The following is a 25,391-nucleotide window of genomic DNA, read 5'->3' on the forward strand; positions in this document are numbered from 1 at the left end:
GTCAGTGACTTTCGATGCCGAATCCCACACCGTGTGTCTGTGCGATCTCGGCGGTGGCAACGAGATCGAATTCGATCCCGAAGTCTGCTTCTACCCGCGCTGCAACCGATTCCGCGGCGGAACCTGCTTCGGCCAGTAGTTTCGGCATCAGTTCGAACAGGTCTTCCATCCCTCCGGGCGTGATGATTTCGAGAATCCGTGCTGGAGCGTCGTCGGGATTCCACACGGCGTGCCACTGGCCACGCGGTTTGAAGATCATGGCGCCGGTCTCCGCGTAGACGACCTCGTCTCCGACCATCGCTGCGACGCGGCCACTTTGAACCACCGTGTACTCGTCTTCCCGGCTGTGGCGATGGACCGGTGAGGTCATCGAATGCGGAGCGATGCGGTGTTGTACAAGAGAGAAACCTCCCTCGGTTTGTTTGTTACGAACCATCATCCGGACGCCGGTGGCCGCGAGGGTCCCGGCGAGGTCTTCGTCCGGTCCGAGGACGGTCGTGGTGGTGTTGTTCGGGGAATTCGGTGACATCGATTTGGTCCTTTGCCGTCGTGAACGTCGTTGGCCGTGCTCCGGTTTGTTGATTCCCGAATCATGTACCAATCGGTCTAGTGATGCAAGGTTTTGGCAATTTATGCACTTCAAGTGTTGTCGATATGTGTACTGATCGGTATATTGAACGTATGTCTACGAGAGATTTGTTGGTCGATGCCGCTGCCGATTTGTTGCAGCGGAAGGGCTACGCCGGAACGGGGGTGTCGGAAGTTCTCTCGGCTAGTGCGACTACCAAAGGTTCCTTGTACTTTCACTTTCCCGGCGGCAAGGAAGAACTCGCAGGCGAGGCTCTGAGGCGACGTGGCGAGGCAATGGCCGATTTCATCCGGCACCTGCTGGAGAGCTCACCCGATGCAGCCACCGCGATCTCGGCATTCGCCGCCGCATTGGCTGCGCGTTTGTCGGATTCGGACTACGAACGTGGATGCGCCCTGGCTACGGCAACACTGGATGCCGCAACCGAATCCGAGGTCATCCGCGGTGCTTGTGCGGACGGGTACAACTCGTGGCTCGCACTGCTGGCTCAGCGCCTCGAGGCAGACGGTTGGTCCCGCGAAGACGCCGAGTCCGAGGCAATTCTGGCTCTGTCCGCACTCGAGGGCGCGCTGGTCCTTGCTCGGGCGCGTCAGGATCCCGCTCCGCTTCACACTTCGGGTCGGCTTCTGTCCGAACGATTGCGGAACGCGGCACCTCGGCGTTAGTGCCCTGTCAGTCGAGGGTGCTGTCAGTCGAGGGTGCTGTCAGTCGAAGTTGTCCTCAGTTGAGTACGAGAAGTCCCCAGGCTGATCGAGTAGTACTACTCATCTGATCGGTTCGGCCACGCAGCAAGCTCGAAGCCATGACCACACCGAGCTTTTCCGCCGTCGATCCGCGACTGGTGACCGCCCTCTCGGCCGAGTGCGACAGCATCGGCCGGCAGTTGCGTCACATGGGCCAGAACCTGTCGATCCTGCAGACTCAGCTGTCCTCGGCTACTGCGACCCCGCCCATGCCGGTAGTTCCGGCACCCGCATCTCCGGCGCCACAGGTGCCTCCAATGCGTCCTCAGCAGAGCGTGCCCGCGTGGCAGCCGCCGACGTATCCGGTTGCGGCACCTCGCCAGCCCTGGTGGCAACGCGACGGTGTCATCAGTCGACTCCTGGCCGCGGCCGGTGTTGCCGTCACACTGATCGGAGTCGTGATGCTGCTGGTACTTGCAGCGCAGGCCGGATTCTTCGGACCTCCGCTGCGGGTGCTCGGCGGTGCGCTCCTTTCCGGCGCCTTGGTGTTTGCCGGGGTGCGGGTCCACGGACGGCCAGGAGGCAAAGTGGGGGCAATTGCCCTGGCTGCCACAGGTTTTGCAGGGATGTATCTCGATGTCGTCGCAGCCTCCGTTCTCTACGGTTGGGTGACGACGCCGCTCGCGGTGGTGATTGCCTTCGGAATCGCCGCAGCCGGCGTTGCCCTCGCCGTGAAGTGGGATTCCGAATCGCTGGCGCTCATGATCGTTCTGGGAGCAGCGCTGCTGGCTCCCGTGTTGACGTCGGGAATATCGTTGACCCTCATCGGTTTCCTCTTCGCGATCCAGTCGGCGACATTCTCCGCCCAGCTCGGTCGTGACTGGAAGTACCTGGGCATGGCGCGCACCGTACCGGTGGTTCTCGCACTGCTCGCAGCGATAGCGTCGGAGTCCATCTTCGGCGAATCCGGTAACAGTGCAGTGCAATTGGTGATCAGTGCCGGCGTGGTTGCAATCGTGGGGGCGGGCTGCGCGATGGTTATGCAGTGGACGGGTTCGCCCTCGCGTGACGGCATTGCAGGGGCGTGGTCCGCCGCTACCTTTGTCGTCTCGTCCCTTCCGCTGATGTGCGTCGGAGCCGTGCTCGGGCGCACCGAATCCGCAGTGCTGTACGGAATTGCTGCGGCACTACTTCTTTCGGCTGCAGCGGCGGCCAAGCCTTTGCCGACGCAACTGCGATTCGGACTGGGCGCAACCGGCGCCCTCGCATTGTTGCTCTGCTGCTTCTCCGGGGCGACTGAATCTCTGGTCGTACCGCTGATCCTCACGGTCGGAATGATCTTCCTCGGAGTCTCGCTGTATGCGGGTTCGCGCTTCGTCTTCGCGCTCGGAACCGCCTTTGCGGCAATCGGATCGATCGGATACCTCACGACGGTTCCGCCGGAAGCGTTGACGACCGCTCGCGCCGCATCCATGCAACTCGGTGCGATCACGGCGCTCTCGAGCCTGACGGCGATAGGCGCGGTGGGGATGCTGGTCTGGGCGATTCACCGACTGAAGTTGATTGCCGATTCCAACGCGGCGGTTCTATGGGCGGCCGCAGGGTTCGGTGTCCTCTACGCGGTGACGTGCGCGCTCGTCTCATCCGGCGTCGAAATTTTCGACAGTGCAACCGGATTCGTTGCCGGGCACAGTGTTGCAACCATCGTGTGGATGCTTGCCGCCACGTCAGCGCTGGTGCTCGGATTGAACAACCGCCAGCACGCTCGCGTCTTGCTCGGAGCCGGGCTTGCTCTCACCAGTGCGGCCGTGGCAAAGCTGTTCCTCTTCGACCTGGCCACACTCAGTGGGCTGGTGCGTAGCGTTGCCTTCCTGGTGGTCGGCTTGCTGCTCCTGCTGGTCGGGACACGTTATGCACGAGCCTTCGCCAAGCAGGAGCAGGAGCAGGTCAGCTTCGCTTCTGGCGAGCGATGAGCTCGCTCACGCTGATGGCGCCTGCGTCGTCAGGCCGGTGCCTGCCGGTGGCGTTGTCGTCGCCGTCAGGGGTGGCGTCCGAGACTCGGGGCTCGTTGGTAGGCGAAGGCGAATCCGTGAAAACCCCGTTACGACGCTCCGGAGCGGTCGGTGGAGGCGGCGACTGGGGGGTCGCCTCCACCGAGGTCGGGGCTGAACCGTTTGTTGCAGAGCCGTTGGTAGCACCGTTTGCGGAGCCGTTCCGGCTCGCGCCGTTGGAGCCTGAACTGCTGCTGGCAGCACCGTTGGTCGCCGAACCGTTTGTCCGCGAAGGCGTCCGGACCACCGGCAGTGGACGTGAGGCCGGGGGAGTCTGTTCCCGGGCCCGCAGGTCCGACAACCAACTCTCGATGGGACGCTCGGCCGGCGCAGCGGGCGTGGGGTTTCTGCGCTTGTCGCTGGCATTCGGTTGCGGCCGGTACGAGGGATTGGGTACAGGTGCCTCGATCAGGTTCTGGGGGGCGCTGGCTGCACTCCCGATATCGAGACGACGTCGCGGTGCCGGCTTCTCCGCGGCGGGAGCCTCCGTGTTGGGTGCCTTGATCGCCATTTCGCTGAGCGGAATGGGCTCGGTGAGAGGATCGGGAACGCGAGGTCCGCTTTCCGGCTGTGCAGCCGGGGCAGGCGGCGGCATGACCCGCGAGGCCGCTTCGATCTTGCGCGGCTGCCCCGGTCCGGCGATCGCACCGACAGGCGCGATCTGCGGGACGTTCGCGAGTACCAGCTCGTTGTCGAGGATCGGCTCGCCCAGCCCGATCTTCTGCTGGATCCGCTTCATCCAGGCCGGAGCCCACCAGCAGTCGTCGCCGAGCAGTTTCATGGTCGCGGGGACCAGGAACATTCGGATGAGAGTCGCGTCGATGATCAGCGCGGAGATCATGCCGTAGGAGATGTATTTCATCATCACCAGATCGGACAAGCCGAATGCGCCGGTGACCACGATCAGAATCAGTGCGGCAGCGGTGATGATTCGTCCGGTATGTGCCGTGCCGATACGGATGGATTCGGTAGTACTCGCGCCCTGCGCTCGCGCTTCGACCATGCGGGAGAGCAGGAACACTTCGTAGTCGGTCGACAGGCCGTAGACGATCGCGATGATCAACACCAGGACGGGAGACATGATCGGCCCCGGTGTGAAGTTCAACAGACCGGAACCGTGCCCGTCGATGAAGATCCAGGTCAGGATTCCGAGCGTCGAACCCAGTCCGAGCGCGCTCATCAATGCGGCCTTGATGGGCAGGACGAGCGAGCCGAACGTCAAGAACATCAGCAAGGTCGTCAGCAGGATGACGGATACGACCATCAGCGGCAGACGATCGAGCAATGCGTCGACGCTGTCCTGCTCGATGGCCGGAGTGCCGCCGACCAGCACAGTTGTGCCCTCGGGCCAGTCCGCGGACCGCAGATAGTCGATGGTGGGACGTGCTTCGTTCCGCTCCGTCAGACCGGCCTTGAGGACGTTGACACCGTCCTTCGTCGCAACCTCCGGGGTGAACTTCTCGACCAGACCCGGCGCAGCATTTGCGGTCTTGGAAATCTGACCGAGAGTGGTGTTGTCGGCTCCCTCGATGACGAGTCGAACGGGCTCGGTGCGATTGCCGGGGAAGAGTTCGTCGAACTGCGCCTGCGCGACACGCGTGGGGCTGTCCGGGGGCAGGTACGTCTCGTTGATACCGCCGAACTTGATGCCCGTCAGCGGAATGATCATCAGCAGTAGAGCCGCGACGATCGGGACCGCGACCTTGAGCGGATGCTGCATGACCCAGCGGGTGAGCTTGCCCCAGAAACCGTTCTCGATTTCCTCGTTGGTCTTGGTCTGGCGCAGCTTCTTGAAGGTCAGCGCGTCGATCCGCTTGCCGAGAATGCCGAGAATCGCGGGAAGAATCGTGATGGACGAGATCGCGGCAAGCATGACGGCAGCAATGGCGCCGTAAGCCACCGATTTGAGGAAGCCCTGCGGGAACAACAGCAGACCGCCGAGGCTGACGGCAACCATGGTCGCCGAGAACATGACCGTTCTACCCGCCGTCATGACCGTTCGGCGTACAGCGGTCGGGGTGTCGTACCCCTCGGCTATCTCTTCTCGGAAACGGCTGACGATGAACAGTCCGTAGTCGATCGCGAGACCCAGGCCGACCAGAGAGACCACGGGCGCAACAAACGCGTTGACCTCGGTGAAGTTGGTGATCAGTCGAATGATGCCGTTGGCGCCGATGACGGTCAGACCGCCGACGATCAACGGGAGGGCAGCAGCGACGACGCCACCGAAGACGAAGAACAGTAGGACACCGACAGCAGGAATCGCGAGCATTTCCATGCGCTTGATGTCGTTGGCCATCGTGTCGTTGAGCGAATTCGCGACAGGTTGCAGGCCGGCGAGTTGCACGTCGACGCCGTCGATGTAGAACTGCGACTCGACGTCGCGGAAGTTGTTGGACACCGCGGTGTCGTTGTCTCCGGCGATCGCGATGCTGGTGACCGCGTGTTGCTTGGTCTTGTCCGCCAGGGCCGCCACCGAGAGACCGTTGTCGACCTTGAAGTACGAGCCGTTGATCTTCATGATCTGGTCGGGGTTGTCGGCGACGAGTCGCTGCAGATTGTCGATGACCTTCGCTTGGAACTCGGGGTCGTCGACGGTCTTGCCCTCCGGCGCCGTGTACAGCGCCAGAACGTCACCCGTCGTGCTGCGTCCGAACGTGCCGTCAGCGAGTTTGGCAGCCTCTACCGATTCCGACCCCGGATCGTCCCAGCCGCTCTGGCTGAGATGATCCTGCAGGCTCAGGCCGTACGCAGCGAGCCCGAGGAGCCCCGCCACCATGACAGCGATGACGGTGAAGCGGGCTCGATAGACGATGCTTCCCCAGCTGGCGAACACTGATCAACTCCTACTCGGCAACACTTTTTCGCCCGATGAGCAGGGCAGAAAGCGGTCGGAACGGCTGCAACCAGGCGCCCTCGTCGGGCAGGGTGTCCAGGCTTACCCGTGGCAGAGGCTCACGGAAGACACCTGGGATGTCCTCGAGATCGACGAAGTCCAAGATATCGGACGACACAGCCCAGCTGGCGTGTTCACGGAACCCGAGAACCTGGACCGGGATGCCGGTTGCTGCGATGTCCTCGAGAGGTTCGCGGAACGCTTGGCCGTCGGCGGACGCGACCATGATTCCGGCGAGGCCCTCGCCGTACCGGAGCGCGATGTGCTCGAGCATGTCCGAATCGACATCGCTGTCTTCATCGACCTTCGGCTTGGCGAACACCGCGAAACCCACGTTACGCAAGGCTTCGACCCAAGGACGAACGACGTCGGCGCTGCCGGACGCGATGTTGGTGAAGACGGTCGCTTCAGGCTCGAGCGTGCCGCTGTTCTGGGCGGACAGTTCGGCGGTGCGAGAGAGCAGCCAACGACCCAAAGCGTCGAATCGTGGCCGGTAGGCGGCGGTAGGCCGGCCACCGAGGATAGCGCCGAGGCCCATGTCGAGGTTAGGGGCGTCCCAGACCAGAAGCACCCGCTTGGGGTGGCGGGAGTCACGACCGAAGTCGAGAGGAGATTCCGACGACGTCACGTCGTCGGATAGCTGTTCGCTGACGCTCATGCTCTGATCTTCCCCCATATAAGCTCGGTGATTGCACTTCCGACCTTATGGGCTTTGTCCTCGAACTTGGTGACCGGACGCTCGTGGGTCATCGGAGACTCCCAGTCGAGTGCGGTCAGCAGCGGCTCGGCATTGCCGGCTTCTTCGATCCATTCGGCGTACTCGGCGTGATCGGTTGCCACGTGCAGGACTCCGCCGGGCTTGAGGCGGTTGGCGATCAGCGAGAACGTCGGCCCCTGCAGGAGGCGACGCTTGTGATGGCGGGCCTTGGGCCACGGATCCGGGAAGAACACCCGGACGCCCGTCAGGGACTCGGGGGCGACCATGTTCTCGAGTACGTCCATCGCGTCACCGCGCAGTACGCGGACGTTGGGAATTTCTTCGCGTTCGACCTGCTGGAGAAGCTGCGCCAGCCCGGGGCGGTACACCTCGATCGCGATCAGGTTCACGTGCGGTTCCGCCTTGGCCATTGCGGCCGTCGCGGTGCCGGTACCCGAACCGATCTCGATGATCAGGGGTGCTTCACGTCCGAACCAGGCGTTCGCGTCGAGCGGTGTGTCCGAGACGTCGGCGCCGATGAGCGGCCACTGACGGTCCCAAGCCTGCTGCTGTGCGTCGGTCAGCGCACCCCGGCGAGAGCGAAAGCTGGTCACTCTCGGATGGAGACGGGACCCCTTGGTGTGGTCCGTCTGCCCCGTGTCAGGGGTCTGCGGTGCATGCTGATCGGCTTCGTTCACGAACCCATTGTCACGCATGACCCCCGTTTAGCGCAGACGGGTCTGAAGTTTGAGTTGAGACTTTCCACGGAAAGTCCTGAAACCGTCGACTTCGGACTGTCGGCGAAAGGGTGGTGTCACCTGCCGTCCTTGCCGAGAACCTGACAGAATCTCACCGACACGATGGGGACGTGGGGTGGGGATGAACACAGGATTTGCATGCAGTAATTGGTCACGAATGTTGCCCGCAGAATCGATCGACGACGCCTGCGTGGAGCCGATCGATCAGTTGCGCGCTCTGGCATATCGGCTGACGTCGATCGATTCGGGAGCCGCCGAGGCGGTTCACTCGGTGCTCGGATCGCTGACAGCGCCGCTCGAATTGGTGGTCGCCGGGCGAGCCGGGGTGGGGCGGTCGTCGTTGGCGCGGATCCTGGGGCGCGACGACCGGTTCTCGCGCAGAGTTGTCGGCGCACCGGTTGTGGTGACCGAGTCGAGGGCATTCGATGTCCCTGGAACTTCGAACCCCGATCTGGGTCGTCGTTGCGTTGTCTACGTGGTGGTCGACGCGGTCCGCGACGTCGACGGCCGAGCCATTGCTCGAGTTTCCGATCGTGTGGTCGTCGCTGCGAACAAGGCTGACTTGTTCGGTCCGCGCTGGGACGAGGCGCTGGGACGGGCGGCGGAAATCTCGGAGAACGTCGGCGTGCCCACGGTTCCGGTGGAGACACTGACCGGGCGCGGCGTCGAAGAGTTGTTCGCGGCTCTCGGACCTGTTCTGGAGGCGCAGTGGTGGGGCCGGGTCGAGCAGATCGGCCCGGCGCTGAGGCGATCTGCCTCGCGCAGCGCTGCGGGCAGGGACGAGATCGAGTTGTATCTGAGTTCGGACTCCGCGGTGTTGTTCGGCGCCGCGGCGGCGATGATGAGCCCCGAAATTCGAGCCCTGCGTCAAGGCGAACCTCCCGATCCTCGGACTGCTGACGACGCGGGCACGTGCAGCCGGTGGTGGAGCGAGCTCATGAACGAGTCGGAACAGTGTCCGCAACAACGGGTCTCACTGATTCGACGCGGGTATGTGCGTCGGTGGGCGCAGCTCGGAGGCGATCGCTCTGCCCCGGCGGTGACCGATGAATAGCGTTTCGGTACTTCCGGATTCGGTGCTGCGCGTGGTGCAGCGATGGAATCCGGCATCCGATCCGGGTCGTCGGGTCGCCGCCGAAACATCCAGTGGCACTCGCATTTACGTTGTCGGTCCACCAAGGTGTGGACGGGAAGACGTCGCGCAGATGTTCGATGCTTCGGATGATTGTTCGTCAGTGACACGCGAGGTGGACGCCGACGTCGTACTTCTGGTCGTCGACGCCGCCAGTGTGATCGGACGCGAGGATCTCCTTCTCCTCGGCGACGCTGCGGCGAGCGGAACCCCGGTGGTGGTGGCGCTGACCCGCGTCGACGTCTATCGAGACTGGCAGGCGGTGCGCCGGCGTGATGCCCAGATTCTCGCTTCGCACTGCACCGCTTTTGCTCAGGCCCCGGTGGTCCCGATTGCGCCCGGTCAAGAGCAGTCACTCGTTGCGGTCGTGAGCCGGGCGGCACGGGAGAGGGAAGCAGGTGGTTCGGATTCCGGAGTCATCGCACAGACGCGCCGGATGATCGAGATGGAGATCCGGAATCTACGTGACAGTGTTCCTGGTGCCGAATTGCGGGCCGAGCGATCGCAGCTGCTCGCAGACCGTGACGGCCGGCGAGGCGAACGCCTGGTGCAGGTGCGAAGCCGACTGCAACGAGCGCGCGGGGATCTGTCACAACAAATCGCCGAGGCAACCCGGGCGACGGTCGCCGGGGCACGTGCCTGGGTCGGCACGGCCTCGCGAGCCGAATTGGGCAGCGTGCCGACGCGACTGCAGCACGAGGTCGACCATCACACCCGGGTGTTCGACGCCGCGATGGCGGCAGCGGTGGAATCTGCGGGGACGAACGGATACATGCCTTCCCCGCAGATTCCGGAGGGCCTGCCGGGCCGTCAGCGCGGAAACGAGGACCGGGTGACAATTCTTGTCGGCGCGTCCGCGGGTCTCGGCCTCGGCCGTATCGCAGTGACTCCGCTGGAAATGATTCCGGCCTTGGAGTTCGCAAGTATCCCCGTGACGTTGATTCTGGGTGGCGCCGCGGCGTGGTGGTTGGCGCGAACTCGCGGGCTGACGGCCGATCGTGCCCACTCCAGGTCGTGGATCGTCGAATCGATGTCGGCGGTTCGCGCTCAGTGGGAGCAGCGAGTGCAGAGCGTGCTGCTCGAGGCCGAGGCGGATCTGGGAGCGGCGATCATGGCGGAGAGTCGCGAGCAGTTGGCGTCGGCGCAGGCTCGAATCGTGGAGATCGACGGTGAACTTCGTGAGCTCGCCGCGGCCAGATCGGGTCAGCTCGCGTCGTGCGAGCGCGACCTCGCCGTTTTGGACGCCGCCTACTGATCATTCCGCGAGTGCAGAGTTCTGCACAGTGCCGCAATTTCGGCCACGACTGATCGTCGGGGTCTGGTAATACTGAGCGGACGGTTTCGGTAGGGGTTGCCGAAGCAGTAGGTCACCATCCAGTAGGGGGAGTAATGGACGCATTTCTGATCACGGCCGGACACATCGACGGGCACGAAGCCGAAGCGCTCGATCCTGGGCGTATCGAGCCCGAGACCTTCGGGCCCGCGTCGGGACCGGTCGATGCCGGCGACCTGAACTTCGACGCCTTCGACTTAGACGGTGACGGAACGGTCGACAGCCGTGTCGTCCACTCCGACGACGCTGTCGTGATCGTGTCCGATTTCGATCGCGACGGTAGCGCCGATCGCCTCACGATGATCGAGTCGGACGGCGACTACTCGGCCTGGGAATGCAGTCGAGACGACGAAGGCGCCCTCGTGTGGCAGAAAATCGATGCCGGAGCGCTCTGAAAAGCTTCCGTTTATGTGCTCTGAGCGCCGGGTAGGCACCTGAACACACCAACTGAATCGTTTCTGTGACATTTCTGACCGCACCCGATTACCTGCAGGTGAACAGCCAGCGTTAACCTCAATACATAGGACACCCGGCGTCCGTGAAATCCACGTGAGTGGATGACGCGGCTGGACCCCGTCGAGAGGGGGACACCGGGATCGACTGGTATCGGGGCGCTGCAGTTCGCATCCGGTGTCACGAGAACCCGGTTCCGGCTCACCCCAGGAGAGTTTGATGACCTCAGCGACCATTCCCGGTCTCAATGGAACTGACGGCACGCCCCCCACGCAGCACAAGGAACTGCTTGCATGGGTGCAAGAGGTTGCCGAACTCACCCAGCCTGATCGCGTCGTCTTCGCAGACGGCTCGGACGAAGAATGGGACCGACTGACAACGAAGTTGGTCGAGGCAGGAACCTTCACCCGCCTCAACGACGAGAAGAAGCCGAACTCTTTCCTCGGCAACTCCGATCCGTCCGATGTCGCGCGAGTCGAATCGCGTACGTACATCTGCTCGAAGGAAGAAATCGACGCAGGTCCCACCAACAACTGGATGGACCCGGCGGAGATGCGCACCCTCATGGGTGACCTGTACCGCGGTTGCATGCGTGGACGCACCATGTACGTCGTGCCGTTCTGCATGGGCCCCCTCGACGCCGAGGACCCGAAGCTGGGCGTCGAGCTCACCGATTCCGAGTACGTCGTCGTCTCCATGCGCGTCATGACCCGCATGGGCAGCAAGGTTCTCGACAAGCTCGGCACCGACGGGTTCTTCGTCAAGGCGCTGCACTCGCTGGGCGCTCCGCTGGCCGAAGGCCAGGAAGACGTCGCGTGGCCGTGCAACGACACCAAGTACATCACCCACTTCCCCGAGGATCGTGAGATCTGGAGCTTCGGTTCCGGCTACGGCGGAAACGCTCTCCTGGGCAAGAAGTGCTACTCGCTGCGTATCGCCTCGGCAATGGCGCACGACGAGGGCTGGCTGGCCGAGCACATGCTCATCCTCAAGCTCATCTCGCCCGAGGACAAGGCCTACTACATCGCGGCGGCATTCCCCTCCGCTTGTGGCAAGACCAACCTCGCGATGATCCAGCCGACCATCCCCGGGTGGCGCGCCGAGACCCTCGGTGACGACATCGCCTGGATGCGTTTCGGTGAGGACGGACAGCTGTACGCCGTCAACCCGGAATTCGGTTTCTTCGGCGTGGCTCCCGGCACCAACTGGTCCTCGAACCCCAACGCCATGCGCACCATCGACCAGGGCAACACGGTCTTCACCAACGTCGCTCTGACGGACGACGGTGACGTCTGGTGGGAAGGCCTCGAAGGCGACCCGCAGCACCTGATCGACTGGAAGGGCAACGAGTGGACGCCCGAGTCGGGCACCCATGCGGCTCATCCCAACTCGCGTTACTGCACCCCGATGTCGCAGTGCCCGATCATGGCTCCCGAGTGGGACGACCCGAAGGGCGTGCCGATCTCGGCAATCCTGTTCGGCGGACGCCGCAAGACGACGGTTCCGCTGGTCACCGAGGCTCGCGACTGGCAGCACGGCGTCTTCATGGGTGCAACGGTCGGCTCCGAGCAGACCGCAGCAGCCGAAGGCCAGGTCGGTACGGTTCGCCGCGATCCGATGGCAATGCTGCCGTTCCTCGGCTACAACGTCGGTGACTACTTCCAGCACTGGATCGACCTCGGCAAGTCCGCGGACGCGTCCAAGCTCCCCAAGGTCTTCTACGTCAACTGGTTCCGCCGCGGCGACGACGGACGCTTCCTGTGGCCAGGCTTCGGCGAGAACTCCCGCGTCCTGAAGTGGATCGTCGAGCGTATCGAGCACAAGGCTGCCGGTATCGACACCCCGATCGGCGTCGTTCCCACCGGATCGGCACTCGACATCGAAGGCCTGGACGTGTCGGACGCCGACATCACCGAGGCCCTCGCGGTCAACATCGACGAGTGGAAGGCCGAGATCCCGCTCATCGAAGAGTGGTTCGACTTCGTCGGCGAGAAGCTGCCGACCGGCATTCGCGACGAGTTCGAAGCTCTGAAGCAGCGGTTGGCCTGATAAACCGCCCCCGTATGTAGTGGCCTGATGCCGCATTGGTTCAATTTGATGAACCGATGCGGCATCGGTCGTCTGTATGCCCTTGCCTGTAGCCGTTAAGCAGTTCAGCCGTTATGCAGTTCAGCCGTAAAGCAGTGATCAGCGAGCGGGTCGACACACTCGATCCTCAGGAGGACCAGATATGAGCGGGATCTACAACAACGTGACCGAATTGGTCGGGCGCACCCCGATCGTGCGGCTCAACCGTCTGACCGAGGGCCTGGACGCACAGGTCGCCGTCAAGCTCGAGTTCTACAACCCGGCCAACAGCGTCAAGGACCGGATCGGCGTGGCGATCATCGACGCCGCCGAGAAGTCCGGAGCACTCAAGCCCGGTGGCACGATCGTCGAGGGAACCAGCGGTAACACGGGTATCGCACTCGCCATGGTCGGTGCTGCTCGCGGCTACAAGGTCATCCTGACCATGCCGGAGACCATGTCCACCGAGCGTCGCGTGATGCTGCGTGCTTACGGCGCCGAGATCGTGCTGACCCCGGGATCCGAGGGCATGGCCGGTGCGGTCGCCAAGGCCAAGGAAATCGTCGAGCAGACCGAGAACGCTGTCTCGGCCAGCCAGTTCGCGAACCCGGCCAACCCGGCCATCCACGAGGCAACGACGGGCGAAGAGGTCTGGGCCGACACCGACGGCGCCGTCGACATCTTCGTGTCCGGCATCGGCACCGGCGGCACCATCACCGGCGTCGGACGCACCCTTCGCAAGTACAAGCCCGAGGTCAAGATCGTGGGCGTCGAGCCCATCGACTCGCCGATCCTCAACGGTGGCCAGCCCGGCCCCCACAAGATCCAGGGAATCGGCGCGAACTTCGTGCCCGACGTCCTCGATCGCGAGATCTACGACGAGATCATCGACGTCTCGTTCCCCGATTCCATCGAGGTCGCTCGCGCACTCGGCACCAAAGAAGGCATCCTGGGCGGCATCTCGTCCGGCGCCATCGTCTGGGCAGCACTCGAGTTGGCGAAGCGTCCGGAAAACGCCGGCAAGCTGATCGTGGCTGTCGTGTGTGACTTCGGCGAGCGTTACATCTCCACCCCGCTGTTCGAACACATCCGGGACTGAGACTTGTGAGTATCCTCGGGACAATTCGCGAGGACCTGCAGGCTGCGCGCGGTCAGGATCCTGCCGCGCGCAGCAATGTGGAGAACGCGCTCGTTTATTCAGGGCTGCATGCTATTTGGGCGCATCGGGTTGCACATCGCATGTGGGCCGTCCCTGCGCTACGCGGCCCGGCGCGAGTGCTCTCGCAGCTGACACGCTTCGTCACCGGCATCGAGATTCATCCCGGTGCCACCATCGGTCGACGGTTCTTCATCGACCACGGCATGGGCGTCGTGATCGGGGAGACGGCCGAGGTCGGTAACGACGTGATGCTCTATCACGGCGTCACTCTCGGTGGTCGCTCGCTCGAACAGGTCAAACGTCACCCGACGCTGGGAGACCGGGTCACCGTCGGCGCTGGTGCCAAGATCCTCGGACCTGTCGTCATCGGTGAAGGTAGCGCTATCGGCGCCAATGCCGTTGTCACCAGAGATGTTCCGGCCGAATCCATCGCGACGGGTATCCCGGCGGTGGCGCGGCCACGGACCACCAAGGAAAAACTGGTGGACCCGAACAGCTACATCGATCCGGCGATGTACATCTGAAGCACTCCTTCTTCGATGGCCACCCTCGTGTAGACGGCGGGTGGCCGTCGGCGTTTGTTCAGGCTCGCGTCAGGTGCCACCCGCGACGTCCCAGTACGACGGCCGTCGCAGCGCCCAATGCTGCTCCGATCAAGGGATAGCAGGCCAGGACGAGCCAGCGCGGTCCGTCTAAGGGTTCGTAGGCGGTGGCTATTGTCGACTCGTAGTCCCGAGCCATCTGCACGTCCCGGAACGGTACGTAGGAACCCTGATAGACGATGGTCTCGTCAGGGCTGGTCATCACGTCGATCAGACTGCCCACCAGGGGAATTCCCCCGACGACAAATCCCAGAACCGCCAGAATCACGATCAGTGCGCGCATCGAACGAGCCTATCGCCCGGCCGGAAGTTCAGACTGCGATCGACGGTTCTTCGGGCGTCGAGAGGGTCAGGATCGCCCGCACGACGCGTGGACTCTGCTCGAGTGCGCGTTCGAGTTCGCGCAACGTGTGGGCCACTCGGGATTCCGCGTAGTCACCGACCAGATCGACGCTGGCCACCAGGTAGACCTGCCGCGGCCCGAGGTATTCCATGCGTAGGAACGTGATTCGGTTGATCTCGGGCAGTTGGGTGAGAGCTTCGACGGCTGCTGCCCGCAGCGTCGGTGAGGCCTCTTCGCCGACCAGGAAGCGGCGGTTCCGATCTATCAGAATGATTGCGATGACTCCGAGGAGAATGCCGACGAAGATGGAGCCGAGGGCGTCGGGGATCGGCGAACCGGTGACCTGGTGCAACAGAACACCGACGAACGCGATGACCAAACCGATAAGTGCCGCAGCATCTTCGGCGAACACGGCCCGAGTCGTCGGGTCGGATGTGTTGAGTGCCTGGGTCATGACGTCGCGGTTCACGGCGGACGCTTCGTTTCGGAGTTGTTTGTACGCCTGCCGGAACGAGATGCCTTCGAGGATGAACGAGACGCCGAGGACGGCGTAGGCGACACCGAAGTCGGAGGCCGGTTCGGAATGGAACAGTTCCTGGATGCCATGAGTGATCGAGACACCCGCGCCGAGTGCAAACAGTCCGAGAGCGGCGAACATCGACCAGATGTATGCCTCCCGGCCGTAGCCGAGTGGCTGGTCTCGGTCGGGAACCCGTTTCGAGCGGCGGTTCGCGATCAGCAGCAGCACTTCGTTGCCGGTATCGGCCCAGGAGTGGGTGGCCTCTGCGACCATCGATGCAGATCCGGTGACGATGGCGGCCGCCGTCTTGGCACCGGCGATCAGCGCGTTCGCCGCAAACGCCAGTACGACCGTCGTGGTGCTCTCGTCGGCCGATGCTTCCGTTTCGGTGCTCACGATTCTCAGGCTAGGCGGGTGACGACGGTTTCGTGCGGTGACGCTCGGCGACGGAGTGCAGCAGTGTGGCGACGGCGTCGTGGAACTGCGTCAGGCCCGGCTCTTCGACGGGAAAGTGCCCGCACCCGTCCAGCATCACGAATTCGGTGGGTGCGTTGATGCGGCGGAGGAACTGCAGGCTCAGTTCGGGTGGCGTCCATCGGTCGTCGGCCGGGTGGGTGAGCAGAACGGGCGTCGTCCGAAATGCTTCGGGTGCGGTGTGCTCGAACGAGAAGTAGCTGCTGAGGAATCCGAGTGGCACCCGAACACCGCCACCGCGCGGATCGGTTGCGCACAGCGTTGCGAGCTCCCGATTGCTGCTCATGTTCGCCACGTCGGCGACCCAACGGATGGGCACGCGGATACGGCCCACCAGTCGTTCGGTGCGCCGCATCAGGGGAGCGCCGTAGACACCCATCGGGCCGAACCGCGCCGCGGCAGCTCTGGCCGATGGATCCGAGGGATCGAGCAGGCAGGTAGCGACGACGGCGTCGGCCAGACCGGTCCGCGCGGCTACCTCGTAGGCCAGCAGACCGCCGATGCTGGCTCCCAACAACACCAGCGGCCGATCGTCGGCTGCCTTCTCGGCCCGGACGAGATCGCAGAGGAGATCGACCCACTGCTCGTACCGGACGCCGGCGGGATCGGCTACGACGGTGTCGCCGTACAGCGGAAGGTCAGGGAAGAGGACTTCGGCTCCGAGTTTCACGCCGATCCCGGCGAACGGCCACAACGCGCCCGAGTAGCCGCCGGCGCCGTGGATGCCGAGAACACGAACCGGCGCGTCTGGAACCACGGCCCGTGCGACGTGGACGGTGTTGCCGTTCCACTCCCACCACGTCGGGGTCGGCGCCGGCATGTGGTCGGTGTACCGGTCGGGCATAAACTTCGAGTAATCGGCGCTGGTCACCTACACAATTCTCGGTATCGGCGTCGCGGCTGACAACTCGCATCGGAGGACCGTGTCGACTCGGCGGAAAAGGCCCTCCCAGCAGCGCTCGAGGGCTACCTACGACGCGATCCTGGAGGCAGCTACTCGCGTTTTCGCTTCGGAAGCCATGGCAGCGACCACCAACCGGATCGCTGACGAAGCAGGGGTGTCGGTGGGCTCGCTCTACCAGTATTTCGGCGACAAGTACGAGATCCTCTCGGAGTTGGCGAACCGTCACGTGAGTGCTGCGCGGGAGAGTTTTGCGCTCTGCCTTGCCGACATCGTCGAGCGTGAGCTCTCCCCGGACGAGGCCGTCCGGATGTTGGTGGAGTGTGCGGTCGAAGTGAACAGTAAGCCGCGAGAGTTCTTTCACCTGCTCTACGATCAGGTTCCGCGTACGCGTGAGCTCATCGAGCAGGTCGAAGAATTGAATCGTCAACTGGTACTAGGCTTTTCGGAGTGCCTCCAGAGCCACGGTTTCAGTGCGGAGGATGCGTTGTTGACGTCGCGGCTGACCGTGACTGCCGTGGACAGTCAGGTGCATCGGGTTGTGCTGGAATCGGATTCACCCGAAGAACTTCGAGTGCGAACGGAAGCCGTCGTGCGGCAGGCGAGATCGATGATCGCGTCGGAATCCTGATCCGGTGTGCGGAATGGTGACCACAGTCCGTTATGGTTCTGACGTCATCATCGAGGTAATGGGAAGTCGGTGCAATTCCGGCGCGGTCCCGCCACTGTGAGGTCGTCCCTGCGTCGACCGTAGCCAGATACCACCCTCGTTGACGTTGTGTCATGCCACGAGGATGGATCGGTCACACCATGAATGCTGTTGGCGGAGCTCTGTCTCCACCTACCCACCTGCTTTCGCCGAAGGCTGGTGCGCCGCGAGGACGGCTCAGTCCGGGTATCGTGCTGCCCGCTCTGCTGGTCGTCGCCGTGCTCTCTGCTGTGTGCGCGTTGGCATTCGGATCCGAGATGCTCCCCGTGTCCACTGTGGTGGACGTGGTGCACTCGCGCTTTGGAGGCCCACCCGTCACGCGTTCCGAACTTGCGATCGTGTGGGGGATCAGAGCACCTCGGGTACTGCTCGGTCTGGCCGTCGGCGCTGGTCTTGCCGTCGCCGGCGCGGTGGTGCAAACCCTCGTCCGTAACGCTCTTGCCGATCCCCACCTGCTGGGAGTGTCGTCCGGCGCGAGTGTCGGTGCCACCGCCGTCATCACCACCGGACTGTTCGCCGGCGCGGGAGTGTGGGCGCTCAGTTTCGGCGCGATGATCGGGGCGTTGGGAGCTGCGATTCTCGTCTTCACCATCGCGACGCTGCAAGGCGGTATCACTCCACTGCGATTGGTTCTGACCGGCACCGTTACCGCATCCGCCCTGTCGGCGATCGCGAGTTTTCTGGTGCTGCGTACCAATGATTCCCAGGCCGCGCAGTCCGTATTGTTCTGGCTCCTGGGAAGTTTGGCCGGGGCATCCTGGGACAAGTTGTGGGCGCCGGTCATCGTTGTGTTCCTGCTGACGGCAGCGGTGTTCGCCCTGCACGGTTGGCTGGACGCGCTGGCGGCCGGGCCGGACGTCGCGGCTTCGCTCGGTATTCCCATCCGAACCCTGCGAAACGTGCTGTTCGGCGTGCTGGCAGCGTTGGTCGGCACGATGGTTGCGGTGTCCGGCGCGATCGCCTTCGTAGGCCTGGTCATACCGCACGTCACACGCATGCTTGTCGGAGCCAGACATCGAGTGGTGTTGCCGGCGGCAGCACTGATCGGCGCGTCGTTCCTGGTGTGGGTCGACGTCGTGGCGCGGACCTCGTTGCGGCCGACCGAGATCCCGCTGAGCGTGGTGACCGGGGTGATCGGTGCACCGCTGTTTCTCCTGCTTCTCGGCCGTCGGCGCTACCGATTCGGTGGCAGTTCGTGAGCGCCCGAGCCCTGGCGCTGACCGCGTCCGGAGTCGTTGTCCGCATCGACCGTCGAACCATCGTCAAAGGCGTCGACATCGCGGCCGACGCCGGTGCAGTAGTCGGCGTCGTCGGTCCGAACGGATCGGGCAAGTCGACGTTCTTGCGTGCTCTCGCCGGTCTCGGGCCGATCGCCGGCGGTGACATTCGTGTCGGCGGCGACTCCGTGCACGCGATGTCCGCGCGGTCGAGGGCCAAAGCCATTTCCTTTGTGGCGCAGGAAGAGCAGAGTCCCGCCGATTTGTTAGTTCACGAGTACGTGAGTCTGGGCCGCACGCCACATGCAAAGCCCTGGAGCGTCGGTGGAAAGCACGAGAATGCCGTCGTCGATCGTGCTCTGGGCGAGGTCGGAATGATCGAGCACCGGTTCTCTTCGATGGACACGCTTTCCGGCGGTGAGCGCCGGCGGGTGTTTCTCGCCCGAGGTCTCGCGCAGGACGCCGGTGTGCTCATCCTCGACGAGCCGACCAATCATCTCGACATCCGGCATCAACTCGAACTGCTCGATCTGGTCCGGTCGTTGGACCGGACGGTGATCATGGCACTGCACGACCTCGATTTGGCTGCGGCAGTGTGCGATCGGGTGCTCGTGCTCGCGGATGGAGTGGCCAGGGCGTTCGGACATCCATCCGACGTACTCACCACCTCGGTGGTGGCAACTGTCTTCGGCGTCGAGACTTTCGAGCTCGTGAACCCCGCGACAGGCCGTTCACACCTCGTATTCGAATCACGAAATTCTCAACTACAACAATCATTTTCGGAGAGTGCACTTTGATACAGGTAAAGACCCGCGCGTCGTTCGGTGCGGTTGTAGCCGCGACAGCGTTGTTGACAGTTGCCGGCTGCTCGGCAACTGCACCGGTGGACGAAGCTGCAGACAAGACTTCGGTGACATTGGAGAACTGCGGGACCGAAAGCACTTTCCAGCTTCCGATCGAGAACGTCGTTGCGACAAGCAATGCGGCCAATATCGGCACCATTCTCCGAGTCGGCGGTTTGGATCGTCTCGCGGCCGTCGTGTTGAACACGAACAACGACGCGGTCATGGAGTCGATGTTCGGCCCTGGAATTGCGGACGTCCCACACCTGGACGGAACGATCACGATGGAGACGATTCTGGGTAAGCAGGCGGACCTGGTGGTCGGCTCCTACAGTGGCTTGTTCAAGGGCGCCTCCGGTGTGACGCCGGAATCGCTGCAGAGCAACAACATCGATGCATATGTGATCTCCGATAGTTGTCGGCAGAGTGCCGCAGCGGATTCCGCGCTCGGCACGATGGGTCCGTGGGATGCCCTTCGTGCGGACGTGACCAATTACGGAAAGCTGTTCGGAACCGAGGACACCGCCGCCGAGGCATTGACCGAATTGGATTCACGTTTGGCACGTCTGGAGTCCGCGCCAGATGCCGCCGACAAGCCGAAGGTGCTGATCTACGACAGCGGTGAAGAAGATCTGTACACCAGCGGAGGCAACGGAGCCCCCAACGGAATCATCGACGTCGCCGGGGGAACCAATGTGTTCGCCGACGTCGACAACACCTGGTTCAAAGCGAGCTGGGAGACCGTCGCGAAGTCAGAACCCGACATCATCGTGATCATGGACTACAAGAAGAGTGCCGACGAAGTACAGGGCAAGATCGACGCGATCAAGAGCCGAGAAGGCCTGCGTGACCTCGACGCAGTCAAGCAGAACCGTTTCGTCGTACTCCCGCTCGCCATGGGCACCAGTGGGTTCCCCAATATCTACGGCGCGGAACAGTTGCGCGCGAAGATCGAAGAGTTCGGGCTGGCTCCGTCGAGCAGCATCGACTGGACAACCGCGCCGTCGGCATGAGCAACAACCGGTGCTCGCGTCGGGTGATTGTCGTCTTACGGCCGACTGTCAGCGGCCTGGACGAGTCGGCTGCACGACGGATGCTCGATGCTGTTCAGGCGGGCACCGACGTCGACGTTCGTATTGCGTACCTCGATGTCTCCTCGCCGAGCCTTCACGAGGAACTCGATCGAGCCCATGTCGATGACGTCGACAAGGTCGTGTTGATTCCAGTTGCGGTGCCGAGGGATCGGTACCTGCTCACGTGGACCAGCAAGGCGGTTGCGAACTGGCGCGAAACCCGGATCGACGCCGAACTGGAAGTGACGCTCCACGAATCGGAAACGCTCGAAGGTGCGGTGGCCGGGCAGGTGATCGACGAACTCGACTCGGCGGGAAAGCCGATCACCGCGAGTCCGGCGTCGTATCGCAGTCCGGCGTGGTCCGTGATCGAGCAGCACGATAGGCATCTGTTGGTGTGCAAGGGCCCTCGCTGTATGGCGTACGGAGCAGGACCGTTGCACCGGGCGATGAGCGCGGCGGCCAAAGGTACCTCGTCGAAGGTGACCGGAACCGGTTGTCTGAGCCCGTGCAACCTGGGGCCGTTGGTGATCGCGAACCCCGGCGGTACCTGGTTCGGGCACGTGGACGCCGGTGACGCTGAAGCATTGGTCGCAGGTCAGGAGAATCAATTGGAGGATCACGTTCTGGACCGGTAGATACAGGTCGGCGAAACAGAGAACCCGCTGAGCGCGAAGTGCGCTCAGCGGGTTCTGTTGTCCTGTCTCAGGAACCGAAGGGAAGGGTTCCCGGCGGGATCTGGTATCCACTGCTGCCGACGGAGGCGCTGCCCCAGAGTGCGAGGAAAGCGTTGATGGCGTTGGTGAGCATATGAATGTCCTTTGTGAGATGACTGATTCGTTTTCGACGGTACCGGGTGGATCTGTGGATTCGCTGGGAGTTGGCACCCATTTCATGGGGCTGGCACCCGTTCCGGCAGGTCGGAACGGGTGCCAACTGTCAGCAAAGGGTGCCAACTCCCGGGTGGGTCAGCCCACGTAGCCGGGCGGCATGAGTACGGACTTGGTCTCGCAGAAGGCTTCGAGGCCCTCAGGTCCGTTCTCGCGCCCGATACCGGAGTTCTTGTAACCACCGAACGGCGATCCGGGATCGAAGGCGTACCAGTTGATCGCGTAGGTACCCGTGCGGATCTGCGCAGCAACTTCGAGTCCGTGATCGATGTCGGTGGTCCACACCGATCCGGCGAGGCCGTAATCCGAATCGTTGGCGATCTTGATGGCCTCGTCCTCGGAGTCGTACGGAATCACCGAGAGAACGGGTCCGAAGATCTCCTCGCGTGCGATGGTCATCGAGTTGTCCACGTCGGCGAAGATGGTCGGCTCGACGTACCAGCCCTTGTCCAGGCCGGCGGGGCGTCCACCACCGAGTACGACGCGCGCGCCTTCTTCCTTACCCTTGGCGATGTAACCCTCGACGCGCTCGCGCTGCTTCTCGGAGATCAGCGGGCCGAGTTGTGCTGCGGGATCGGACGGATCGCCGACGGTCATGAAGCCTGCGGCGGTCTTCATTCCCTCGATGACCTCGTCGTAACGCGAACGGGGAGCGAGGATTCGGGTCTGAGCGACACAGGCCTGACCGGTGTTCATCAGGCCGGACATGACGAGCATCGGCATTCCGGCGGCGATGTCGGCGTCCTCGAGGATGATCGCGGCGGACTTGCCACCCAGTTCGAGGGAGCAGCGCTTGAGGTTCTGTGCGGCGATGGCACCGATCTTGCGGCCGACGGCACTGGATCCGGTGAACGTGATCTTGTCGATGCCCGCATGAGAGACCAGATATTCGCCGGTCTCGGCTCCGCCGGGGAGCACGGAGATGACGCCTTCGGGAACACCTGCCTCGGTGAAGATCTCGGCGATCACGTGGACGGAGAGAGGGGATTCGGGTGCGGGCTTGAGCAGTACGGTGCAGCCGGCGAGCAGTGCGGGGGCCAGCTTGTTGATCGCCAGGAACAGCGGGACGTTCCAGGCCAGCACGGCGGCGACGACGCCGACGGGCTCACGGGTCACCTTGGTCTGCCCGAATGCGCCGGTGCGCTTCTCTTCCCACGCGAACTTGTCGGCCAGCTCGGCGTAGTAGCCCAGCGTCGCCATCGACGGGGTCTGCTGCATCATGCCGACCATGGCGGGCGGCTGGCCCATCTCGTTGGAGATGAGCTGGTTGATCTCCGCGCTGCGCTCTTCGATCAGCTTGGCGGCCTTGGCGAGGATCGCGCCGCGCTCGGCGGGGGTGGTGCGTGACCACGGTCCCTCGAACGCCGCGCGGGCTGCGGACACGGCCGCGTCGATGTCTGCCGGTGCTGCGATGGGACAGCTGCCGACGCGCTCCTCCGTTGCGGGAGAGAACACTTCGAGTACCTGGTCGGTGGCCGGGGCCACCCATGCTCCACCGATGTAGAGCTTGTCGTAGTCAGTCATCAATTCATTCCTCGGTGTTGTCGGTCGCCGCGAGGGCATACGCGTCGTCTGCCTGTGCGGTGTCGGTGAAACTGGTGAATCCGTATTTCTCGTGCGGTCCGATGGCGGCTACCTCGAAAAGACCGGTGCCGGTGTTGGTGTTCGTGCCTTCGGTGAGCGTGAAGGACGCGAGGTTGTCGACGGGGGAGAACATGCGTTGGAACGGTTCGATCTCGTGGACCTTGTGGCGGAGCCCTTGTACGACGAGTTCGCCCTGCCACATTCCGTGACGCCAGTCCTGTTCGAGCCCGTAGCCGGTGCCGATTCCGATGTAGTTGGCCAGCAGCAGTTCGCAGGCGACGGTGAGGACTTCACCGCCTGGCCGGTGGAAGGTGATGGTCGCTCCGGTGACGTCGCGGGTGTCGGGGCAGAACGTCAGTTCGTGTTCGGGTCGGCCGAGCCATTCGTTGTCCCTGGCTTCGTCCGGCCACACTCGCATGGCTTCTTCGACGATGCGCCTGCCTTGCTCGTCTTCCTGCATGATCACCGAGATCGTGAACTCGTCGAACTGCATGACCGCGTAGATCCAGAAGAAGTTCTGGATTCCGTCGACGGCGCGTCTGCCTTGCGGTTCGGCTTCACCGACCGGACGCACACCCCACGAGCGGTCGCGGTTACCTCGCCACGTCTTCGGGTCGATCGCGAAGTCCTCCCCGTCGACGGTGAGCGATCCGGTCCACGTGCCGGTCTGCAGGAAGCGTGAGGTGTCGAACGTGACTCGTTCGAGTTGACGGCGAAAGTGCTTGGGCTCGAGCGCCGCGGGGATGGTGGCATCGAAGGTGATGTCGAAGGAGAGATCGTATTCGCTGCCCGGTTCGAGGACGACGCGGAGCTTCTGCAGCCCTTCGAGCACTTCGATGCGCAAAGGCCCGACGGTGGTGTCGGTGCGGTCGGCGCCCAGAGCCTTCGACATACGAGCAACGATGTGGTCGTCACCGCGGCGCAGTACCGCGAAGGCGTCCATGACGCCGAGGTTGGGGTACTGGCCGAGTCCGACGATGAGGAACACGTCGGGGGATTCGGTGGGGTAGCAGTTGAAGTAGTAGCGGTCGTAGAAGTTTCGATCCGAGGTGGCTACGTGACGGATCGGTTCGGCGATCTGGTGAACGGGATAGTCGTCCATCGGTGAGAGCATGTCAGGCCAACCTCTCCCAGTAGGTACCGTCGAGCATCGCGGCGAGCGAAGCGCGGTGCATGATCATGTCGTCGGGGTCTTCGGGTCGCTGTGACTGGCCGAAAGCTATGGCGCGAGCCTGGATTCGCCACATGATGACCGCCTGACGCAGTGCGGCATAGGTAACGTAGAACTCCAGATCGTGTGGGGTGTGGCCGGTGATCTCGGCGTAGGTCTGCGCGAGATCCGGCAGTCGAAGGAAGTCGGGAAGACCGGGTAGGTTCGCCAGTCCGGCGATGTCCTCGAAGAACCTGTGCAGGAATGCCATCCAGCCCAGATCCATCTCCCGCGGGCCGAGAGTTGCCATTTCCCAGTCCAGTACGGCTACCGGCGCGAAGTCCTGGTACATGACGTTGCCGATGCGCGAGTCGCCCCAACAGAGCACTGCCGGCGAATCGTCCGCGGGATTGTTCTCCTCGATCCAGTCGAGGGCACGTTCGATGAGCGGTGATCTGATCCCGTCGGAGACCACCCACTCGTAGTACGCGCGCTGCTCGGCGATGTGCGCCGTGAATGCTTCTCGTGCAGTCGTTCCCGAATTCGGGAGTCGGAGGAAGTCGAAACGCTCACCAGGTTTGTCGATGGCATGCAACTGAGCCAGGACGTCGACCGAGCTGCGCTGCAGGGTCTTTCGCTGCTCGGGTGACGCTTCGGTGACCCACGATCCGAAGTTGTACGGCATGACGTCCGGTGGCACGTCGCCGGAGATGCGTTCCATCACGAAGAACGGCGCACCCAACGCGTCCGGGTCGGATTCCGACCAGTACACCGCGGGTACGGGCACTGCCGAGTGCTCGCGCACCTGAGCCATGGTGCGGAACTGGGATTCGAGGTCGTAGGCAGGAAAGACCGGCATGGTCGATTCCGTCGGCGCCACCCGAGCGACCAAGGGATGATGTTCGCCGTCCCAGGTGGCGTCGAAGAGGATGGTTTCGCTGGACATGCCGTTGGCTGCGGGCAAGGTGACGTCGGCGACGGTCACAGTGGATCCACTCGGCACCTTGCCGGCCATCCACCGTTCCAGGCGCTCACGGAGGTCTTCGGTGTCGCGGAGGGAATCGCTTGGTCGGGCGACCTGGGCGTGATGCTCGGTTTCATCGGTCGAAGAAGCAGTCGAGGCAACGTCAGATGAGGAAGCGTCTGGGCTCACGGTCACCTCCTTCCCGTAGGCGTCACGTGCAATGCCCGTAACGGTGTGAGTCAGAACACTAAAACACGTTACAGAAATTGGGAACAGGTGGCACCCGTTTAGTGGGACTCCCTGC

At 63.4% G+C, this 25,391-nt stretch carries 23 protein-coding genes and 1 riboswitch; of the genes, 13 read left to right on the forward strand and 10 right to left on the reverse strand.

Annotation, left to right across the window (positions count from 1 at the left end; all coding sequences use genetic code 11):
- Position 1 precedes the first annotated feature (1 nt).
- Positions 2-529 (reverse strand): cupin domain-containing protein, encoded by a 528-nt coding sequence (locus AC1Q61_RS10050; protein WP_007734488.1) that lies wholly within the window; start codon positions 527-529, stop codon positions 2-4.
- Positions 530-681: 152 nt separating this feature from the next.
- Here AC1Q61_RS10050 and AC1Q61_RS10055 point away from each other — a divergent pair, with 152 nt between their 5' ends.
- The gene (locus AC1Q61_RS10055) at positions 682-1,254 is read left to right on the forward strand and encodes a TetR/AcrR family transcriptional regulator (RefSeq protein WP_042920278.1); all 573 of its coding nucleotides are present in this window, start codon (positions 682-684) and stop codon (positions 1,252-1,254) included.
- 137 nt (positions 1,255-1,391) lie between these two features.
- Positions 1,392-3,245: a DUF2339 domain-containing protein gene (locus AC1Q61_RS10060; protein WP_136471505.1), complete on the forward strand. Its 1,854-nt coding sequence runs from the start codon at positions 1,392-1,394 to the stop codon at positions 3,243-3,245.
- Here AC1Q61_RS10060 and AC1Q61_RS10065 read toward each other — a convergent pair.
- Genes AC1Q61_RS10065 through trmB form a run of 3 tightly spaced genes read right to left on the reverse strand, consistent with a single transcriptional unit; the run spans position 3,220 to position 7,632 of the window.
- The gene (locus AC1Q61_RS10065; protein WP_007734492.1) at positions 3,220-6,159 is read right to left on the reverse strand and encodes an MMPL family transporter; all 2,940 of its coding nucleotides are present in this window, start codon (positions 6,157-6,159) and stop codon (positions 3,220-3,222) included. The genes AC1Q61_RS10060 and AC1Q61_RS10065 overlap by 26 nt on opposite strands.
- A 10-nt stretch (positions 6,160-6,169) precedes the next feature.
- Positions 6,170-6,877: an NYN domain-containing protein gene (locus AC1Q61_RS10070; RefSeq protein WP_003945733.1), complete on the reverse strand. Its 708-nt coding sequence runs from the start codon at positions 6,875-6,877 to the stop codon at positions 6,170-6,172.
- The gene (gene trmB / locus AC1Q61_RS10075; protein WP_007734493.1) at positions 6,874-7,632 is read right to left on the reverse strand and encodes a tRNA (guanosine(46)-N7)-methyltransferase TrmB; all 759 of its coding nucleotides are present in this window, start codon (positions 7,630-7,632) and stop codon (positions 6,874-6,876) included. The genes AC1Q61_RS10070 and trmB overlap by 4 nt, the downstream gene beginning before the upstream one ends.
- Before the next feature lie 163 nt (positions 7,633-7,795).
- On the opposite strand from trmB, the gene AC1Q61_RS10080 reads away from it, so the two are divergent.
- The 6 genes from AC1Q61_RS10080 (at position 7,796) to epsC (ending at position 14,342) form a co-directional block, all read left to right on the forward strand.
- Positions 7,796-8,728, forward strand: coding sequence for a hypothetical protein (locus AC1Q61_RS10080; RefSeq protein WP_492654885.1), 933 nt, complete (start codon positions 7,796-7,798; stop codon positions 8,726-8,728).
- Entirely contained in the window at positions 8,721-10,061 is a 1,341-nt protein-coding gene (locus AC1Q61_RS10085) for a hypothetical protein (RefSeq protein WP_492650840.1), read from the forward strand. The genes AC1Q61_RS10080 and AC1Q61_RS10085 overlap by 8 nt, the downstream gene beginning before the upstream one ends.
- Positions 10,062-10,195: 134 nt before the next feature.
- Positions 10,196-10,534 carry a DUF6802 family protein gene (locus tag AC1Q61_RS10090; protein ID WP_042920271.1) on the forward strand — a complete coding sequence of 113 codons (339 nt, stop codon included), beginning with the start codon at positions 10,196-10,198 and terminating at the stop codon, positions 10,532-10,534.
- A 277-nt stretch (positions 10,535-10,811) separates the two neighbouring features.
- Complete coding sequence (locus tag AC1Q61_RS10095) at positions 10,812-12,641, forward strand: phosphoenolpyruvate carboxykinase (GTP) (protein ID WP_003945806.1); 1,830 nt, start codon at positions 10,812-10,814, stop codon at positions 12,639-12,641.
- A gap of 181 nt (positions 12,642-12,822) precedes the next feature.
- Positions 12,823-13,758: a cysteine synthase A gene (gene cysK, locus AC1Q61_RS10100; RefSeq protein WP_003945916.1), complete on the forward strand. Its 936-nt coding sequence runs from the start codon at positions 12,823-12,825 to the stop codon at positions 13,756-13,758.
- A gap of 5 nt (positions 13,759-13,763) precedes the next feature.
- Positions 13,764-14,342, forward strand: coding sequence for a serine O-acetyltransferase EpsC (gene epsC / locus AC1Q61_RS10105; RefSeq protein ID WP_003945907.1), 579 nt, complete (start codon positions 13,764-13,766; stop codon positions 14,340-14,342).
- Positions 14,343-14,400: 58 nt separating this feature from the next.
- Here epsC and AC1Q61_RS10110 read toward each other — a convergent pair whose 3' ends face one another.
- From AC1Q61_RS10110 to AC1Q61_RS10120, 3 genes are read right to left on the reverse strand one after another with little or no spacing between them, the layout of a single operon-like run.
- Positions 14,401-14,703 (reverse strand): hypothetical protein, encoded by a 303-nt coding sequence (locus AC1Q61_RS10110; protein WP_042920270.1) that lies wholly within the window; start codon positions 14,701-14,703, stop codon positions 14,401-14,403.
- Between the two features lie 28 nt (positions 14,704-14,731).
- Positions 14,732-15,679 (reverse strand): cation diffusion facilitator family transporter, encoded by a 948-nt coding sequence (locus tag AC1Q61_RS10115; RefSeq protein ID WP_042920268.1) that lies wholly within the window; start codon positions 15,677-15,679, stop codon positions 14,732-14,734.
- Between the two features lie 10 nt (positions 15,680-15,689).
- On the reverse strand, positions 15,690-16,628 hold the full coding sequence (locus tag AC1Q61_RS10120) for an alpha/beta hydrolase (protein WP_007734503.1): 939 nt from the start codon (positions 16,626-16,628) through the stop codon (positions 15,690-15,692).
- A 52-nt stretch (positions 16,629-16,680) separates the two neighbouring features.
- Here AC1Q61_RS10120 and AC1Q61_RS10125 point away from each other — a divergent pair, with 52 nt between their 5' ends.
- The 5 genes from AC1Q61_RS10125 (at position 16,681) to AC1Q61_RS10145 (ending at position 21,137) form a co-directional block, all read left to right on the forward strand.
- Entirely contained in the window at positions 16,681-17,289 is a 609-nt protein-coding gene (locus AC1Q61_RS10125) for a TetR/AcrR family transcriptional regulator (RefSeq protein ID WP_128637850.1), read from the forward strand.
- Positions 17,290-17,305: 16 nt separating this feature from the next.
- Positions 17,306-17,441: riboswitch (cobalamin riboswitch) on the forward strand.
- 117 nt (positions 17,442-17,558) lie between these two features.
- A complete protein-coding gene (locus tag AC1Q61_RS10130; RefSeq protein WP_007734507.1) occupies positions 17,559-18,566 on the forward strand; it encodes a FecCD family ABC transporter permease in 1,008 nt (335 codons plus the stop codon).
- Positions 18,563-19,381 (forward strand): ABC transporter ATP-binding protein, encoded by an 819-nt coding sequence (locus AC1Q61_RS10135; protein ID WP_042920263.1) that lies wholly within the window; start codon positions 18,563-18,565, stop codon positions 19,379-19,381. The genes AC1Q61_RS10130 and AC1Q61_RS10135 overlap by 4 nt, the downstream gene beginning before the upstream one ends.
- Positions 19,378-20,439, forward strand: coding sequence for an ABC transporter substrate-binding protein (locus AC1Q61_RS10140; RefSeq protein WP_492650841.1), 1,062 nt, complete (start codon positions 19,378-19,380; stop codon positions 20,437-20,439). Before AC1Q61_RS10135 ends, AC1Q61_RS10140 begins: the two co-directional genes overlap by 4 nt.
- A complete protein-coding gene (locus tag AC1Q61_RS10145; protein ID WP_042920257.1) occupies positions 20,436-21,137 on the forward strand; it encodes a (2Fe-2S) ferredoxin domain-containing protein in 702 nt (233 codons plus the stop codon). The genes AC1Q61_RS10140 and AC1Q61_RS10145 overlap by 4 nt, the downstream gene beginning before the upstream one ends.
- Positions 21,138-21,467: 330 nt before the next feature.
- On the opposite strand, the gene AC1Q61_RS10150 is transcribed toward AC1Q61_RS10145, so the two are convergent.
- The 3 genes from AC1Q61_RS10150 to AC1Q61_RS10160 are packed head-to-tail and all read right to left on the reverse strand — an operon-like array spanning position 21,468 to position 25,276.
- Positions 21,468-22,913: an aldehyde dehydrogenase gene (locus tag AC1Q61_RS10150; RefSeq protein ID WP_003945530.1), complete on the reverse strand. Its 1,446-nt coding sequence runs from the start codon at positions 22,911-22,913 to the stop codon at positions 21,468-21,470.
- A 4-nt stretch (positions 22,914-22,917) separates the two neighbouring features.
- The gene (locus tag AC1Q61_RS10155; protein ID WP_042452600.1) at positions 22,918-24,087 is read right to left on the reverse strand and encodes an Rv3169 family protein; all 1,170 of its coding nucleotides are present in this window, start codon (positions 24,085-24,087) and stop codon (positions 22,918-22,920) included.
- 1 nt (position 24,088) lies between these two features.
- Positions 24,089-25,276 carry a phosphotransferase family protein gene (locus AC1Q61_RS10160; RefSeq protein WP_007734522.1) on the reverse strand — a complete coding sequence of 396 codons (1,188 nt, stop codon included), beginning with the start codon at positions 25,274-25,276 and terminating at the stop codon, positions 24,089-24,091.
- Positions 25,277-25,391 lie beyond the last annotated feature (115 nt).

Source organism: Rhodococcus sp. MPR-R1B, from assembly GCF_058793255.1.